Origin of the sequence: Lactobacillus sp. ESL0246 (assembly GCF_003692965.1) — a bacterium.
In the GTDB taxonomy this organism is placed as follows: Bacteria; Bacillota; Bacilli; order Lactobacillales; family Lactobacillaceae; genus Lactobacillus.
On sequence record NZ_REHC01000003.1, the window covers coordinates 56,074 to 74,219 of the forward strand.

At 34.2% G+C, this 18,146-nt stretch carries 15 protein-coding genes; 13 read left to right on the forward strand and 2 right to left on the reverse strand.

The annotated features are described in order from the left end of the window. Positions 1-3 precede the first annotated feature (3 nt). The 13 genes from F5ESL0246_RS01035 to F5ESL0246_RS01090 all read left to right on the forward strand — a co-directional run bounded on the left by F5ESL0246_RS01035 (position 4) and on the right by F5ESL0246_RS01090 (position 15,749). The gene (locus F5ESL0246_RS01035; protein ID WP_122017755.1) at positions 4-783 is read left to right on the forward strand and encodes a ParA family protein; all 780 of its coding nucleotides are present in this window, start codon (positions 4-6) and stop codon (positions 781-783) included. Beyond that, positions 761-1,648 (forward strand): ParB/RepB/Spo0J family partition protein, encoded by an 888-nt coding sequence (locus F5ESL0246_RS01040; RefSeq protein ID WP_122017706.1) that lies wholly within the window; start codon positions 761-763, stop codon positions 1,646-1,648. The genes F5ESL0246_RS01035 and F5ESL0246_RS01040 overlap by 23 nt, the downstream gene beginning before the upstream one ends. Then, complete coding sequence (locus F5ESL0246_RS01045; RefSeq protein WP_122017707.1) at positions 1,641-1,916, forward strand: DUF951 domain-containing protein; 276 nt, start codon at positions 1,641-1,643, stop codon at positions 1,914-1,916. The genes F5ESL0246_RS01040 and F5ESL0246_RS01045 overlap by 8 nt, the downstream gene beginning before the upstream one ends. 22 nt (positions 1,917-1,938) lie before the next feature. Beyond that, positions 1,939-3,039: a redox-regulated ATPase YchF gene (gene ychF, locus F5ESL0246_RS01050; protein ID WP_122017708.1), complete on the forward strand. Its 1,101-nt coding sequence runs from the start codon at positions 1,939-1,941 to the stop codon at positions 3,037-3,039. Between the two features lie 9 nt (positions 3,040-3,048). Further along, on the forward strand, positions 3,049-3,831 hold the full coding sequence (locus tag F5ESL0246_RS01055; protein ID WP_122017709.1) for a DUF1129 family protein: 783 nt from the start codon (positions 3,049-3,051) through the stop codon (positions 3,829-3,831). Between the two features lie 147 nt (positions 3,832-3,978). Further along, a complete protein-coding gene (locus F5ESL0246_RS01060) occupies positions 3,979-5,703 on the forward strand; it encodes an ABC transporter ATP-binding protein (protein ID WP_122017710.1) in 1,725 nt (574 codons plus the stop codon). A gap of 42 nt (positions 5,704-5,745) precedes the next feature. Further along, positions 5,746-7,575 carry an ABC transporter ATP-binding protein gene (locus tag F5ESL0246_RS01065; RefSeq protein WP_369916896.1) on the forward strand — a complete coding sequence of 610 codons (1,830 nt, stop codon included), beginning with the start codon at positions 5,746-5,748 and terminating at the stop codon, positions 7,573-7,575. A gap of 558 nt (positions 7,576-8,133) precedes the next feature. Further along, on the forward strand, positions 8,134-8,820 hold the full coding sequence (locus tag F5ESL0246_RS01070) for a response regulator transcription factor (protein ID WP_122017712.1): 687 nt from the start codon (positions 8,134-8,136) through the stop codon (positions 8,818-8,820). 3 nt (positions 8,821-8,823) lie between these two features. Beyond that, a complete protein-coding gene (locus tag F5ESL0246_RS01075) occupies positions 8,824-9,978 on the forward strand; it encodes a cell wall metabolism sensor histidine kinase WalK (protein ID WP_122017713.1) in 1,155 nt (384 codons plus the stop codon). Positions 9,979-10,022: 44 nt separating this feature from the next. Next, positions 10,023-11,594, forward strand: coding sequence for a UDP-N-acetylmuramoyl-L-alanyl-D-glutamate--2,6-diaminopimelate ligase (locus tag F5ESL0246_RS01080; protein WP_122017714.1), 1,572 nt, complete (start codon positions 10,023-10,025; stop codon positions 11,592-11,594). 11 nt (positions 11,595-11,605) lie between these two features. Then, positions 11,606-12,352, forward strand: a complete 747-nt coding sequence (locus F5ESL0246_RS01085) for an aspartate/glutamate racemase family protein (protein WP_122017715.1) — start codon at positions 11,606-11,608, stop codon at positions 12,350-12,352. Between the two features lie 70 nt (positions 12,353-12,422). Beyond that, entirely contained in the window at positions 12,423-12,578 is a 156-nt protein-coding gene (locus F5ESL0246_RS08175) for a hypothetical protein (protein ID WP_158592778.1), read from the forward strand. Between the two features lie 1,542 nt (positions 12,579-14,120). Beyond that, the gene (locus F5ESL0246_RS01090) at positions 14,121-15,749 is read left to right on the forward strand and encodes an ABC transporter ATP-binding protein (protein WP_158592779.1); all 1,629 of its coding nucleotides are present in this window, start codon (positions 14,121-14,123) and stop codon (positions 15,747-15,749) included. Between the two features lie 692 nt (positions 15,750-16,441). Here F5ESL0246_RS01090 and F5ESL0246_RS01095 read toward each other — a convergent pair. After that, positions 16,442-17,245, reverse strand: coding sequence for an ABC transporter ATP-binding protein (locus F5ESL0246_RS01095; RefSeq protein WP_122017717.1), 804 nt, complete (start codon positions 17,243-17,245; stop codon positions 16,442-16,444). A gap of 1 nt (position 17,246) precedes the next feature. Next, positions 17,247-18,137, reverse strand: coding sequence for an ABC transporter permease (locus F5ESL0246_RS01100; protein ID WP_122017756.1), 891 nt, complete (start codon positions 18,135-18,137; stop codon positions 17,247-17,249). Between the last annotated feature and the right edge of the window lie 9 nt (positions 18,138-18,146).

Genomic DNA, 18,146 nt, shown 5'->3' on the forward strand with positions numbered 1-18,146 from the left:
AATATGGTGAGTGTAATTTCTGTGGCTAACCAAAAGGGTGGTGTTGGCAAAACCACAACGACCATTAACTTAGCTGCTTCAATTGCTGAACGTGGGTATAAAGTATTAATTGTTGATATTGATCCTCAAGGAAATGCAACTTCTGGGTTAGGAATTGAAAAATCAGAAATTAATCAAGATATTTATAGCGTTTTAATTAATGATGTTCCACTAAAAGACACAATTTTTCACACCACAACTACTAAATTAGACCTTGTACCAGCAACAATTAACTTATCGGGTGCCGAAACGGAATTAATCAGCATGATGGCTCGTGAGACACGTTTAAAATCAGCTCTTGATACGGTTAGTGAAGATTACGATTTTATTTTTATTGATTGTCCACCATCTCTTGGGCAATTATCAATTAATGCTTTTACCGCATCAGATTCAATTTTAATTCCCGTTCAAAGTGAATATTATGCAATGGAAGGATTAAGTCAGTTACTTAATACAATTCGACTAGTTCAAAAGCATTTCAATAAAGATTTAGGGGTTGAAGGAGTCTTGATGACAATGCTTGATGCTCGAACCAACTTGGGAGCTGAAGTTGTTAAGGAAGTTCGATCTTATTTTGCAGATAAAGTTTATAAGACAATTATTCCTCGAATCACCAAATTAGCGGAAGCGCCTAGTTACGGGGAAGCAATTACTGAATATGCCCCTAACTCACGCGGTGCTAAGGTATACGATGATTTAGCCAAGGAGGTGTTAAAGAATCATGGTAAGAGACTTAAAAAATAAAGAAAGTAAGAAGCATGGCGGTCTCGGACGCGGAATTGAGGCATTATTTGAAGATGAACCGCAAGCTGAAGAAACCGAAGAAGAAATTCTTGATATTAATTTAAGTGAAATTAGACCCAATCCATATCAGCCTAGGAAAAGTTTTGATGATAAAACTTTGAAAGAGTTGGCCGATTCAATTAAGGAAAACGGTGTTTTTCAGCCAATCATTGTGCGTAAATCAGTTAATGGTTATGAAATTATTGCTGGTGAAAGACGTTATCGTGCATCAAAATTAGCAAAGGAAACCACCATTCCGGCAATTGTTCGTGATTTTAGTGAAAGTCAAATGATGGAGGTTGCTGTTCTCGAAAACTTGCAACGTGAGGATTTAACTCCGCTAGAAGAAGCGCAAGCGTATGAGATGCTGCAAAAAAATTTGGGTCTAACCCAGGAAGAAGTATCTAAGCGAATGGGCAAGTCTCGACCATATATCGCTAATTACTTGCGATTATTGACTTTACCAAATAAGACCAAGCACTTGTTACAACATGGTGAATTGTCGATGGGACAGGCCAGAACACTTTTAGGATTAAAAAACAAAGATAGAATCGATGAGGTTGCTAAACAGGTCGTTAAAGAAGGAATGCCTGTTAGGAAAGTTGAGGCTTTAGTAGCTAGTTTAAATTCGCAAAAACCGCAGAAAAAGGTAATTCAGAAATCTGCCTTTATTAAAGCAAGCGAACACCAGCTAGCTAACAAGTTAGGCTCAAGTGTTAATATTTCTGAAAGTAAAAAAGGTAATGGACATTTGTCGATAGGTTTTTCTTCTGTCGATGAGCTAAACAGAATTCTTGAAATATTAGGTGTTGATTTAGATGAATAAGGATATTTCTTATAATTTAGCAGATACGGTATTGATGAAAAAACCGCATGCTTGCAAAACAAACAATTGGGAAATCCTGCGCTTAGGTGCAGACATTCGTTTAAAGTGTATGGGATGTGGGCATATCGTGCTAATTTCACGAGCAAAATTTGTTCATAATTTAAAGAAAGTTTTAACTAAAGCTAATGATCCGGTAAATAGTAAAAATGAGCTATATATTCCTAAAGCATCAATTGCGTTACCAGATTTTAATCAAGATAATAAATAATTTTTATAAGAAGAGGTTGAAGATGTCATTAACTGCTGGAATTGTAGGTTTGCCAAATGTTGGAAAGTCAACGTTGTTTAATGCGATTACCAAAGCTGGAGCCGAAATGGCCAATTATCCGTTTGCTACGATTGAGCCGAATGTTGGAATGGTGGAAGTTCCGGATAAACGCTTGGGTAGAATCCAAGAATTGATTCCGGCCAAAAAAATAGTGCACACAACTTTTGAATTTACCGATATTGCAGGATTGGTTAAGGGGGCTTCTAAAGGTGAAGGACTTGGTAACAAATTTTTAGAAAATATACGGCAAACTGACGCAATTATTCACGTTGTAAGAGCGTTTGAAGATGATAATATAACATCCGTAACTGGCAAGGTTGATCCAGAAGAAGATATTAATACGATAAATTTAGAATTAGCAATTTCTGATCTGGACGCAGTAAACAGAAGAATTAATAAAGTAAAGAAACTAGCTCAACAAAATGACAAGGATGCCAAGGCTGAATTACAAGTTTTACAAAAGATTAAGCCAGTTTTAGAAGAAGGTAAGGCTGTTCGCTCAATTACTTTTAATGATGATGAACTGAAGATTGTTAGGGGCCTATTTCTTTTAACAGCTAAACCGGTTATTTATGTTGCGAATATTGCTGAAGAATCAATGGCAGATGCAGAAAATGATCATTATTATCAAATTGTTAAAAAGCACGCTGACAAAGAGCATGCTGAATGTTTAGGAATTTCTGCAGCGACTGAGGAAGAAATTGCCGGTCTTGATGATGATGAAAAAGCTGAATTTCTGGAGGCAGAAGGAGTAACTGAATCTGGACTTGATCGTTTGATTAGGGCTGCATATCATCTATTGGGGCTGCGAACTTTCTTTACAGCTGGTGGTCCTGAGACGCGTGCGTGGACTTTTCATGAAGGGATGAAGGCACCACAAGTAGCTGGAGTAATCCATTCCGATTTTGAACGTGGCTTTATTCGAGCTGAAGTTGTCTCTTTTGCCGATTTAAATAAGTATGAAACCATGCAAAAAGTTAAAGAAGCTGGTAGATTACGTCTTGAAGGTAAAGATTATGAAGTTCAAGACGGTGACATTATTGAATTTAGATTTAACGTTTAGGAAAAAATAATGGCAGAAAATAAACAAGAAGAACAAGTAAAAATAGATGCTGATCAGCAAACAAAACTGAAAGATAAAGTTGCTAATCAGAATATGGAAGAGCAAGTCAGACAAATGGCACCTGCAGAATTACGCAAACAATTAAGTAAGAAGAATGCTGACTATATTTTTCGTTTGCAAAAAGAATTAGAAAATCAAGGTAAGCTGAGTCAAGAAACTGCAATAAGCAAAATCAATAAGCTTTTGCCAGATTTACTCATTGCCCAGCGCCATGGGCAACCAGCTAACAATTTTTATAATATGTCACCTAAAATCAAAGCGGCTGATATTTTAAAACCTAAGCTCAAAACTGCAGCAGACATTCCGTTTTGGCAGTATGCAGTTGATAGTGCATTACTTTATGTTGCAATTTTTGTGGGTATATTTGGGTTAATAGCATTGTTCCAGCCAAATTCTAAAAATAATTCACAAATGGGAATTTTAACTTTAATTAGCATTGGGGCATTAATGGGAATTTTTATGACCAAGTATAATACTTGGCTTCTACCAGATAATGGCAAGAATAAAAAAATTCCTTGGACCAAAATTATTTTGGGTATGGCAGGAATAATAGTGGTTTTATATGGCTGGATAATGGTGTTATCAATTCCAGCGCTGCAAGTAGTTAATCCGGTTTTACCTGGTATGACCAATATTATTATTGCTCTTATTGCCTACGGCATTCGGTGGTTATTTCGGCGACACTTTGAAATTGTTGGTTCCGTTTTCTCACCGGCTGCCAAAAACAAATAAAGTGCTTTTTGTCAAGAAAAGAGCTATACTAAAAGAACTCTATATTTAAAAGGGGATAAATAGGTTTAATAATCTATTTATCCTTTTTAAAATAAGTTACTTGTAGAAAAGAAACAACATTTTGTATTGAATAGAAAGAGGTATTTAATGATTAACACACTGCGTAAATCAATTAGGCAGTATAAGAATTTATCATTGTTGTCGCCATTACTTGTTACAGGTGAAGTTATCATTGAAATGTTAATTCCATATCTGGTTGGTATTTTAATTGATAATGGAATCATGAAAGGCAACATGTCTTATATTACAAAATGGGGCTTGATTCTACTAGTTATTACTGTTATTTCCTTAGTATTGGGAGCAGGAGCTAGTTATGTTTCCGCTCACGCTGCGGCAGGATTTGCTGCGAATTTGCGTAAGGATATGTTTTATCATGTTCAGGATTACTCATTTGAAAACATTGACAAGTTTTCCAGTGCAAGTTTAGTTACGCGAATGACAACAGACGTTAATAACGTTCAGATGGCGTATCAAATATTGATTAGAATTGCTGTTAGAGCCCCAATGATGCTGATTGTTTCGATAATCATGTCACTCATTATTAGTCCACGATTATCGCTTATTTTTGTGGTTTTGGCACCGGTTTTTATATTGCTGTTAGCATTAGTAATCAAAAGCGTCAGTCCGTATTTTCCTAAAATCTTTAAGGGTTATGACCAAATGAACGAAGTTGTTCGAGAGAATGTTCGTGGAATACGTGAAGTAAAGACTTTTGTTCAGGAAAAACCACAAACGGTAAAATTCAATAAAGCTTCAGGATTTATTTACAAATTATTTTCAACTGCGCAGAAGATTATGTCACTTAATTCGATGATTGTAATTGCAGTTTTAAATATTTCTAATTTAGCCATCTGCTGGTTTGGAGCTAAAGAAATCGTGGGTGGCACTTTACAAACAGGTCAACTGATTTCAATGTTTTCTTATTCAAATTCAGTTTTGAATAGTTTAAATATTTTGGCAATGATTTTCACGCAACTAGTTCTTTCATCTGCCAGTGGTCGAAGAATAGCGGACGTAATTAACGAAGAGCCTTCAATTGAAAATCCACGTAAGCCATTGACTCATTTGAATAATGGTGAAGTGATTTTTGATCATGTCAATTTTAAGTATGACCAAGAAGATAAAGCGCTAGCCTTAAGTAATATTAATTTGCATATCAATGCAGGTGAAACCTTGGGGATAATTGGTAAAACTGGATCGTCTAAATCAACCTTGGTGGCGATGATTCCTCGTTTGTATGATACTGTATCAGGTGCGGTACGTGTTTCTGGACATAATGTTAAATCATATGATTTAAAAACATTGCGTGATAATGTAGCAATGGTTTTACAAAATAATGTGCTATTTTCAGGTACAATCAAAGAAAATTTAAAATGGGGAAATGAAAATGCTACCGACGATCAAGTTGTAGCGGCAGCTAAAGTTGCACATGCAGATGACTTTATCCGTGAAATGCCTAATCAATATGACACAATGGTTGAACAAGGTGGAGCAAATGTTTCTGGTGGACAAAAGCAAAGAATTACAATTGCACGAGCCCTCCTTAAGAACCCTAAAATTCTAATTTTAGATGACTCAACTTCTGCAGTTGATACTCAAACTGAACGTGAAATTCGAGAATCATTGTCTAAAAATATGCCGGATACAACAAAAATTATCATCTCACAACGAATTGTTTCAATTAAAGATGCGGATCGAATTGTTGTGATGGATGATGGTAAAATTCAGGATATTGGTACACATGATGAATTGATGAAGCGTAACGATTTGTACAGTTCAATTGCTGAGTTCCAAGAAGAACAGAAGAAGTAGGTGATGAAGTTGGATAAAGCAGGAAAAAATAAGAATACAAGTATGAAGGAGAAGAAGTCTCAAACTTTATATCGTCTGCTAAAATTAGTGGTAAATACTAGTCCATGGATGCTCATCACATCAATTATTGCAATAATTTTAGCGGCAGGTTCAACAGTTGCTGGATCATTGTTCATTGAACGGTTAATCAATGTTTATATTATTCCGTTAACTAAGCAAGCTCATCCAGACTTTGGGCCACTTTGGCGTGCAATAATGGTAATGTTTGGTATGTACGCAATCGGTTTTATTTCCAGCTATCTGTTTGCCATGTTGATGGCTGTGTTAGCCCAGAAAGTACAATACCGTGTACGTAACGAGATGTTCGAACACATGGAGCAGTTGCCTATTGCATACTTTGATGAGAATGATTACGGCGATATAATGAGTCGTTATACAAATGATATTGATACATTGATGCAGATGATTTCGCAATCAATTCCCCAATTTGTCAATTCAGGACTTAATATTATCTTTGTTTTGGGGGCTATGCTTAGTTTAAGTTGGCAATTGACAATATTTACTCTGATTGTTTTTGTCTTATCAATCGGGATCGTACGGTTCTTAACATCTAAATCGGCTTACTACTTTCAAAAACAGCAAAAAGAACTTGGCCAAGTCAATGGTTATAATGAAGAAATGTTGAATGGTTTGAAAGTAATTAAAGTATTTAGTCATGAACCCGAGGTAGAAGAAGATTTTGAAGGCTATAATCGGGCATTGGAAGCTGCATCAGGTAAGGCTCATACTTATGCCACCATTTTATTTCCAATTATGGGAAACATGGGGAATTTACTTTATGTTTTAATTGCTATTTTAGGCGGTGCAGTGGCGATTAATCGCATTGCACCAATATCGCTTGGAGTCATTGGTGCTTTCTTGCAGTTATCGAAACAATTTGCAATGCCGATTGCCCAAATATCGCAACAATTAAACTCAATTGTAATGGCTTTAGCTGGTGCTAAGAGAATTTTTGATTTAGAAGATCAACCTATTGAGATCGATGATGGCGATGTAACAATTTCAAAAGATGAAAATGTTAAGGGAATGTGGCACTGGAATGTGCCCCAAGCAGATGGAACAATAAAAAAGATTACGGTAAAGGGTCACATTGTTTTTGATAATGTCAATTTTAGTTATTCTCCTGATAAGCAAATCTTATATAATATTTCTCTTGATGCCAGACCAGGAATGAAAGTGGCTCTAGTTGGCGAAACCGGTGCGGGGAAAACTACTATTTCTAATATGTTGAATAGGTTTTATGAAATAGATTCCGGTACAATCACTTATGATGGGATCCCATTGAAGCGAATTAAAAAAGATGATTTACGGCAATCCTTATCAATTGTTTTGCAAGAAACACATATGTTTACTGGAACTGTTATGGATAATATTCGCTTTGGTAATAGAAGTGCTAGTGATGACGATATTTATCAAGCTGCTCATCTGTCACATGCAGATGAATTTATTCATCATTTGGATGAAGGCTATCAAACTATCATTGATGGTAATGGTGGCGATCTTTCACAAGGTCAAATGCAATTACTGAGTATTGCTCGAGCAATGGTAGCTGATGAACCGGTAATGATTTTAGACGAAGCAACTTCAAGTATTGATACTCAAACAGAAAAATTAATTCAGTCTGGAATGGATAACCTACTTGCTGGTCGGACTAGTTTTGTGATTGCGCACCGTTTATCCACAATTGTTAATTCTGATTTGATTTTAGTTCTTGATCATGGTCATATTATTGAAGCAGGTAACCATGACCAATTGCTAAAGCAAAAGGGATACTACTACGAATTGTATACTGGTAAAAAAGAAATTGAATAACTGAAAAACTTTTAATTTAATTAAACCATCATTTTTGTTTTCACTTAAGCTTGCCCCAAGTTATTTTGAGTCATCCGGCTAATAGTTTTGTAGAGGACTTCTTTCATGGTAGTATGGTAAATAATTTTTATGAAACACCTGTATCTCAGGCTTGTTTATTGCTTAAATTAAATTCGTAGCCTCATAATTTATCTGACAACTTAATTACGATTGATGAAAAAATTTAGTTCAAATGTTAAGGCTCTCATGTAAGGCTAAAGAAATTCGAATTCAAGATCAGAATAATAAATGTCAGAGCTATATTGATCATCAGTGGCGCATTGAATATTTAAATATAATTAGAATTAATAAATAATATTTTAGCTGGGAAGTATAATGAGTGGCGCAAGTTATCTAACTTTTGTCACTCATTACAAAACGTCCTGGCTTTTTTTAATAAAAAGATAAGATGAGTTCGAATATTAGGTGATTACAGTTAAATTAGCTAAAATATGAGACATAAGTTCTGCTACACTATATATGAAGGATTCAACAAAACAAAAAGAAGGGAAGAACCTAATGAAAATTTTGGTAGTTGATGATGACAAAGAAATCGTTGAATTATTAAGTATTTACCTTAAAAATGAAGGTTACACACCCGTCGTGGCTTATAGCGGCAAAGAAGCAATTACTAAACTTACAACAAGTCCAGATATTGCATTAATGATTTTAGATGTGATGATGCCAAATATGAGTGGAATTGATGTAATTAAGGAAGTCCGGAAAGACTCGGATATTCCAATTATTATTGTTTCTGCTAAAACTGGAGATATGGATAAAATTCAAGGTCTAATCACTGGTGCTGACGACTATGTTTCTAAACCATTTAACCCACTTGAAGTAATGGCACGAGTTCGTTCACTTCTTCGTCGAAGTCAAAGACAAGTTAAAGATGATGAACCTGATATTTTAGAAATTGGACCATTGGTTATTAACCGTGATTCGCATGAAGTAAAAACGATTGATGGTACAGATATTCAGCTGACAGCTTTGGAATTTGGTATTTTGTACTTACTCGCAAGTCATCCTAATCGTGTTTTTTCTGCTGATGAAATTTTTGAGCGGGTTTGGCAGCAAGAATCAATTGTTTCAGCAAAAACTGTAATGGTTCATGTGTCACATTTGCGTGACAAGATTCAAAAAGCCACTGGGGGCGAAGATGTTATTCAAACAGTTTGGGGCGTCGGCTATAAAGTTGAGGCTTAATTAATGAAAAAGGAACGTGTAAAGCTCACAGCTGCAGAAAAGAGCGAGTTGTTTGCTGAAGGCGTAATAACAGTAGTATTGTTACTGTTATTAAATTTATCGATTGTTATTCTAATTTATCTAACAATTTTACAGAACCAAAATTTAGTCAATGGAATTTATTTTTTAAAAAAAACGATTACCTTTGCTGGGGGCCGTCACTTATGGTCATGGCAAAATACTTTTTTGATTATGATGGGAATTGCTGACCTAATTGTGCTTTATTGGCGTTTAATTCGTCGTTATCATCAAATGCAATTGCGTCATGTTATTTCTGAATTACATTACATTGCCCAAGGCCATTTTGATCACACAATTTCTTTTAAAGTAAAAACAGATCTGCAAAAGGTGATAGATTCAATTAATTCTTTGGTTGCTAGTACAGTTAATGCAATTAATGAAGAAAAAGCAATTGAACGTTCAAAAGATGAGTTAATTAGTAATGTCTCGCATGACATTAGAACACCATTGACATCAATTATTGGTTATTTGGGATTGTTGAAATCAGGTGTTGCTGATCCTAAAGATCAACAAAAGTATCTCGATATTGCTTATATGAAAGCTGAACAGATGAAATCTTTAGCTCATGATTTGCTAGATTATACCACTCTAAAATCAACTAGTACGAAACTTAGTTTGACGTCTCTACACATTTTCTCAATGTTAGAACAAGTTGCTGCTGGATTTGAATTTGAAGCACATGAAAAGGGAATTACTTTTAGCATTGAGACTAGACCAAAGGAGTTAATGATTCAAGCTGATCCAGAGAAATTAGTGCGAGTGTATAATAATTTAATTACCAATGCTTTAAAATATGGTAAAGGTGCAACTCAAATTAAGTTAATAGCTAATTTAGTGAATAATAATGAAGTTGAATTAAGAGTTGAAAACAACGGAGCCCCAATTCCCTCATCTTCACTTAAAAAAATCTTTGAACGCTTTTACCGGGTAGAACCATCACGTAACACTGAAACGGGTGGAACCGGTTTGGGATTATCAATTACTAAGAGTATTGTTGAATTACATCATGGTACAATCAGTTGCGAATCTGGGACAGATTGGACTAGTTTTATCATTTGTTTACCATTAAATCCCAAGAATGCAAAAATTAATGGCTAGCTATGTTATAATTTTGACTAAGATCAACAATAGAGGGGTATAACATGAGTATTTCTTTAAATACCTGTATTTTAATTTTAAAAGAACATCATTTGCTTAAATCAAGTGCAGTTCAGGACACAGTTACGGCAAGGATGGAGTATGTTTCATATGATTCGCGTGATATCCAAACTAACACCTTGTTCTTCTGTAAGGGAGCAGGATTTCGTCCAACTTATTTGTCGATGGCTAAGGATAATGGCGCAAATTGTTATGTAGCTGAACAACCATATCCAGAAGGAAAAGGAATGCATGCCTTAATCGTACGTGATGTATCTAAGGCAATGGCTTTATTGTCGGCAGCATTTTTCCGGTTCCCGCAAGATGACCTATACGTTGTAGCAATTACGGGAACCAAAGGTAAAACAACGACAGCATACTTTTTAAAAGGGATGTTAGATCAATTTAATGGTGGGAAAACTGCCCTAATTTCTTCTGTAAATAATGTTGTGGGACAAAATGAAGCAGATACATTTAAGTCTAGCTTAACGACACCAGAATCACTGGATCTATTTCGCGATATGCGGACTGCTGTTGATAACGGGATGACGCATTTGGTAATGGAAGTTTCAAGTCAAGCATACAAGAAGAATCGTGTGTTTGGTTTAACTTATGATTTAGGTTTCTTCTTGAATATTTCTCCAGACCACATTGGACCAAATGAACATCCAAATTTTGCGGATTATTTACATTGTAAGTTGCAATTGCTTGTTAATGCCCGTAAATGCATTATTAATGCTCAAACTGATCACTTTGAGGAAGTTTATGCAGCAGCAACGACAACAACAGCTCCTGATAGCATATATTTATTTGCTGATGAAAAGTTTTCTAATCCTGCCTTGAAGCAAACAATTGATTTTCGCTATTCAACTCAAGAAATTGATATGATTCAAACTTGTTTCCAGCTTCTTTGCGTTAGTCCGAAAGCTAAAAAATTGCCAATTGCTGGTAGTTATAAGTTAAAGATGTTGGGCGATTTTAATGAATCTAATGGTACTGCCGCTGTAATTGGTGCTGGGTTGGCAGGATTAGATTATGCTATCGCTGCAAAGGGAATTGGTGAAGTTACTGTTCCTGGAAGAATGCAGACTGAAATCACAAAAAAGCATGGAACTGTTGTAGTTGATTATGCACATAATGAAGCCTCAATGATGGCTCTAATGGGGTTCATGCAACGTGAGTTTAATAATCCTAAAATTATTGTTGTTGTTGGCGCACCGGGAGACAAAGGTGTATCACGTCGACCAGGCTTTAGTCATAGTTTAAATGCATATGCTACCAAAGTTTTCTTGACTACTGATGATCCTGGTTTTGAAGATCCCCAAAAAATTGCCCAAGAAATTGATACGGGAATTGATCATTCAAAAGTTGATGTCACAATTGAATTGGATCGACAAAAAGCCATTTATGATGCTATTAGTATGGCATCTAAAGACGATATCGTTCTAATTTGTGGTAAAGGTGAAGATGGTTTTCAAAAGGTTCGTGGTATCAACACACCGTACCCTTCTGACATTACTGTAGCTCAGCAGGCAATTAATAAGCTTGAAGATCAAGAAGGACATTTTAATAGTTAGAAAAACAAAAAATGAAACATTTTTTTAGTATTATTGGTGGGATGGGAACGATTGCGACAGAAAGTTATGTCCATCTGCTTAATCACCATATAAAAATTACAAAAGATCAAGATTATTTAAACTACATTCTAGTAAATGATGCTCAAATTCCAGATAGAACAGCCTATATCAAAGATCATTGTCAGCCTAATTTTTTTGGTGATTTGCATGATGATGTATTGCAGCAAGCAAAGTTGAATCCCGATTTTTTTGTAATGCCTTGCAATACCGCACATTATTTTTATGATGAGCTGGCAAGTTTAACGGAAATACCATTTTTGCATATGATGAGAATTGCAGTGCATAAATTTGTAGATGAGTATCCACAGGAAAAGAAAATAGGATTAATTGCAACTGAAGGTTCAATTTATGATCATCTTTATGTTGATGAGCTACAAAAAGTAGGCCGGCATGTAGAATTGGGTGGGCCAGAGGTGCAACCTTTAGTGACTAAACTCATATATTCCAATATTAAAGAAAAAGGTGTTGTAGATGCGAAATTATATCATCGCATTTTACGAATTATGCATGATCAATATAAATGCAATGTGATTTTACTTGGTTGTACAGAACTATCTTTAGCACAAGAAAAAGCACCGCATCATCCTTATCATGTGATTGATCCGCAGTCAATTATGGCTGATGTTGCCATTGAATTAGAAATGAAAATTCGTTCAGGTAAGGATCCTAAAAAGGTTATTCAAAAATATTTATATTAATTAAAAAAGCAGCAGTTGGCTGAAGTTAACCCTCTAGATTGGACCAAAAATCAATCTGGAGGGTTTTAATATGGTTAAATTTATTATTGAACAAAAATTACAGGCACTTAACTTACTTAAAGCAGATTACGCTAGATGCTATGTGGCACAAATAATTGGTGCTGGTTCACATCAAATAATCGACATTTGGACCGTGCATACCAGTACTTTGGGATACAGGGCTTAAAAAATAAACGCACACACCAAAAAAATAGCACCGTATTTTTCAAAGCATGTCGCGTCCAGGCTACCTGTCATGATAATGAAGAGTTTCTTCTTCCATATCATGAAAATTGAACTGGACTACTACACTTATACCTATCCTACCAAGAATGCGTTGCAGGAAGCGATGAAAAGTAGACCAAAATACACTACAATCAAACTAGAATTAGGCATACGCTAAAAGACCGTACCCTGATTGAATATCAGAATACGGCCTTGGTGAATATGAATTAATGTTAACATCCAATTCTAGGGGGTAACTTCAATTATTGTTGCTTTTTTCATAGACAATGAAGTGAAATGAAAAAGTTAGACATTTAAATTATTAATTACAGCTCAATATGCGATTCCGATACTTGACCGAAGTTGCGTATATTAGTTTGTTTTATCTTCTAATATAGTTAGATCAGTAAACGCATTCAGCAACAATTGCTTTCGTTTGCGTCAGCGAAGTAATCTTGGTAATAGTTCCAAAATCTTGGTGTGTCAATAGTCATAATTATTGATTTTTAATCGATCAAAATTATTCTTAAGTCACATAAACAATAGCATTTTGATTAGCTTTTTAATTTTTAGGTTTTATTGGAAATGTGACACCAGCACCAAAAATAAATTCGAGCATAAGCCTCATTGTCCCGTAATTTATCAATTCACAGTCGATAAAACTAAATTATAAATAAAAAATAATATATTTATGGGTTTATTGGTACAATTTTAATTTTATGGTATATTATTATCATAATGATCTAATTAAATAGAGCTATTAAAGGAGGAAATCATGAGTTTTAAACAAATTTTACAGAAAAAAGTAGAAAATATGAGTATAGACAATGAGTAATCAGTTGTTTACTCCTGGTCTACAGGTAGCTGTCCTTGCCAAGTAGGTGGAATTAGATAATCTTTATAAGATTATCTTAGGCCTTAATAAATATAATTATTCTGTTGGAAGTTTTATCAATTTAGCTGCATATCAACAAGAATTTCATTGTCTTATTAGACGAAAAGGAATGTTTACAAACATTTTTTTGAAAATACCAAAAAATATCCTGAACATGGTTGGAAAATACATGTATCAACTGATATTTATAATTTCGGTAAAATTTTGTCTTTAGTTTCTTCATACTTAGGTAAAAAAGATAATGTTTAAATTTATTACCAATATGACAGAATTGCTAAAAACTACAAGAAAAGATTTTCCTAAAATGCAATTTGGTAAATATATTACTATATACACCTGTGATTAAACGACAACAAGAAAAGTAGGAGAAGATTTATCACAAATTCTTAAACATTTTAAAGGAATAAAGGTATTGACCGATAAAAACTTTCCCAATTCTAATATTGTTTCTTATCGTTATGGTGTGATAGTTGCTAAATGGAAAATAAATTGAAATAATGAACACTTTTACACAATAAAAGACGGCATGAATAATAATATAAGTGATAGTAGAAAAAATTATTTTTATTTGCCGTCAGGAGTATATGATAGTTTATGGAGGGTTCCATAATGTCTTTAAAAAAATTATTTTCGTTTATTCCAAAATGGTTATTATTCTTACTTTTTATCACTTTATTAGTTAGCTCATTTGAAGGGGTTGTCAATTCTGCAATCATTGGGTACTTACCGGTTTTCAATCAAAAAAGCTCAGTGACTGAGTTTATTAAGTTCGTCATAGTTTCAGTGATTGCTTATATAATTATTTATTCTTCAGTTTGGCTATTTTCTAAAATTCAAAATAAAATTGTTTATATAATTAACACCAAACTGAAAGCAGAATATATTGAAAAAGCAACTTTTCAAAGAATTGATACTAATAAAGAGATTTCGACTTTAATTAATGATTTCAAGTTAATTGAAACTAATTATTTTACTTTAATCGTTCAGATTATCTCTGATATTTGTATGTCTTTAGTTTCAACGCTTTTTATTTTAAAGCTTAACTTTCTTCTGGGTATTGTCTTTATTCTTTTTGCCATTCCACAAGTATTTATTCCTAATATTTACCAATCCTTTTTAACTAGGCGCTCTACCACTTGGTCTAAGAATAATAGTGAGTTTGTTAAAAAATTACGTGACTTAATGGGTGGTAGAGATATATTGTTGCGCTATCATGCTTTCACCCCCGCCTATAAAAAAATCAAGCAACAGTTATTTTTGACTGAAGCTTCATATCAGGCCCTAAATGATTCGAAAATTAGTGCAAAATTGGTTTCATGGTTGTGGTCCCTTATTTCTTTATTTGTACCAATTAGCGTAGGATTTTATTTGATGGTTAATCATCAAGGGATCACTGCTGCGACTATTTTAGCTATCTACTTAGCCAGCAACCAAGTAATGATGCCACTAAGAGAAGCAATTGATGATTTTGCTTCTGTAAAAACTACTAGTTCATTACGCCAAGAAATCGAAAATATTTTTGAAAAAGACAGTAACCTTGATAGTCATAATAAAACAGTTGCTGATAAACCGGCGGTTTTGCAACAGATTTTAGGAAAACAGCTTAGCTTTTCCTTTGGCAACAAACAAATTCTTAAAAATACTTCGTTTACTATTAAGCACAATGATAAAATCCTTCTAACCGGTGCCTCAGGAATGGGAAAGAGTACGATTTTTAATTTATTGATGGGAACACTTCTACCAACAGATGGTCAGCTTGTTTATCAAGTTAATGGGCAGTATCAAAGTCAAGTTGATCCAAATATGTTTGCACTAATTCAACAAGATCCATATATTTTTAATGAAACTATTCGCTTTAATCTAGGCTTAGGACTTAATTTCTCTGATGATATACTACTTAATTCATTAAAAGAAGTTGGCCTTGATCAGGAATTAGGTAATGCCCCCTTAGATTATCTATGTGAAAATGGTGGTAGCAATCTTTCTGGAGGACAACGTGCGCGTTTAGAAATTGCTCGTGCACTTGTGTTTAATCGGCAGGTGATTTTAGCGGATGAAATTGATGCTAATTTAGATCCCCAAAATGTCCTTCAAATCGAGAACTTGCTTACTAACATTAATAAAACAGTTATTATGATTTCACATCATATGGACTCTAAGCATGCAAAACAGCTTAAGCTTCAGCATTGGAATTTAGACAATGGAAAATTAGATATTGAAAATTACCAAGCTCGTTAATATTCATAATTAACAAAATTTGTAACCTAAGTATGTAGTGTAAGTTAACTGGTTGTAACATGTACTAGGCAAATGTAACAGATATAGGATATTACCCAAAAGCAAAAAAAATAAAGTGATACGAACTATTTTAATTTTTATAAACCAAATATATATGTTTTTATAGGAACGATCAAAGTTTATATTTTTTATAATATATTGCGTCTCAGGAGAAAATAATACTTTTGATTAATAAATATAGAAGGCAAATCTCAGCTTTAGAGGTTTGCCTTTTATTAGTATGTAATAATCTATGAATCGCATTATCATTAAGAATGTAATTTGGCATTTTTGGCAACTCATTTTCGTGTTGCACTACATACTTCTTAATGGTTTCTAAGTAAACTATATTTTGCAAAAAAATCTAAAAAATGTATAATAAAATTATTCCTTTTTGAATCTTTACTTTATATTAAAAAGCCGTCTAGAAATTAATCTAGGTGGCTTTTTGATTGTGTTTAAATATTTTTTTAGAAATTTCATCAACATTAACCCGTAGATCAATGGGTAATGGTAAAGTTTTTGCATCTTAAAATGAGGGCAGCTTTTTGGTGCAAAAAAATGTTAAAAAGAATAATTAAATTAAAAGGGCTGACTCCGATAGAATATCGAAAATCAGTCCTAAGTTAAACAATCTGTCTATAAAGTTCTAATTACCTAAGTAGCATTGCATCATCTTCCAATTCAGTACCGACTTGCTTTTGAAATAGTTCCATTAATTTAGTTACTGTTAAATTTTTCTTTTCTTTTCCAGCTAAATTTAAAGCGACACGACCTTGATGGAGCATGATTAAACGATTGCCATAATGAATAGCGTCCTCCATATTGTGAGTTACCATAAAAGCTGTTAAATTTTGCTCACTAATCAGTTTTTGGGTTAATTCCATTACGGTAATGGAAGTTTTAGGATCTAAGGCTGCAGTATGCTCATCAAGTAAAATTAAATCAGGACGCTTTAATGTTGCCATCAATAATGTAATTGCTTGCCTTTGACCTCCTGATAGCAAACCTATTTCGGTTTCCAAACGATTTTCTAAGTTTAAATTGAGTTGGGCTAATTGTTTTTTAAAAAATTGCCGATCGTGTTTTTTAACGCCGCTACGAAAACCACGATGTTGACCACGTTTCATTGCAAGTGCCAAGTTTTCTTCTACAGTTAGTCTCACAGCGGTTCCCATTTTAGGATCTTGAAAAACACGACTGATCTTTTTGGCGCGCTTTGTTACAGGCAACTTACTGATATCAGTATCATTTAAAATGATTTGTCCCTCTTGAACGGGAATTGTGCCAGCAATGCTATTTAATAAGGTTGATTTACCAGCACCGTTACTACCGATAATAGTCACGAAATCGCCCGTCTCTAGTTCAAGATCAATTCCTCTTAAGACACGATTTTCATTAACTGTCCCTTGTTCAAAGGTTTGATGAAGATTATTAATTGATAATACTTTAGGCATTTTATTTCCTTCCCTTTAAATTATGTGGTAAATGAAAATTAGGCAGTATCAAACAAACAACCAGAACTAGTGCAGAAGCTAGTTTAGCATCGGATGGTTCAACATTCATTTGAAAGACTAGAGCTAATATTAATCGATAAATAATAGCACCTAAGACTAAGGTCAGTAATCTGGCTCCAATTGATAAGTGGCGAATTAAAACTTCTGCAATAATAATAGCGGCTAATCCAATAACAATTGTACCTACGCCAGAATTAAGATCAGCAAAGCCATTATTTTGTGCTAAGAGTCCACCTGAGAGAGCAATACAGGCATTGGAGATCATATAACCAAGAATTTTCATTGCTTGAGTATTGATTCCATTAGCAGCACTCATTTCGGAATTATCGCCAGTTGCCCGCATTGCCAAACCAATTTCGGTTTTAAAAAAGACGACTAATAGTCCAATAGCTAATAAGGCAATGAATAACCCCATTATAATGACAGCATTATTACGTGATAACCCCCAATTTTGGGCAATTGTAAAAATTGTTTGTTTACCTAAAAGTGAAACATTGGCTGCGTTATTCATTACTCGCGAAGTAATGGAGTACAATCCGGTCATTGTAATAATTCCTGCTAGTAATGACGGGATTTTTAACTTGGTGTTTAAAAAGCCTGTGACAAAACCGGCAATTAAGCCCCCGCCAAATGCAGATAGGGTAGCTAAGATCGGATTAATACCTTGAATTAAGCACATTGTGGTAATAGCACCACCTAAAGGAAAACTTCCCTCAGCAGTCATATCGGCTAGATCTAAGATTCGAAAAGTTAAATAAACGCCGATCGCCATTAATGACCATAGCAATCCTTGTGAAGTAGCTGAAAGAAATAGATCCCAAAAAGTATTCATCATAATTAA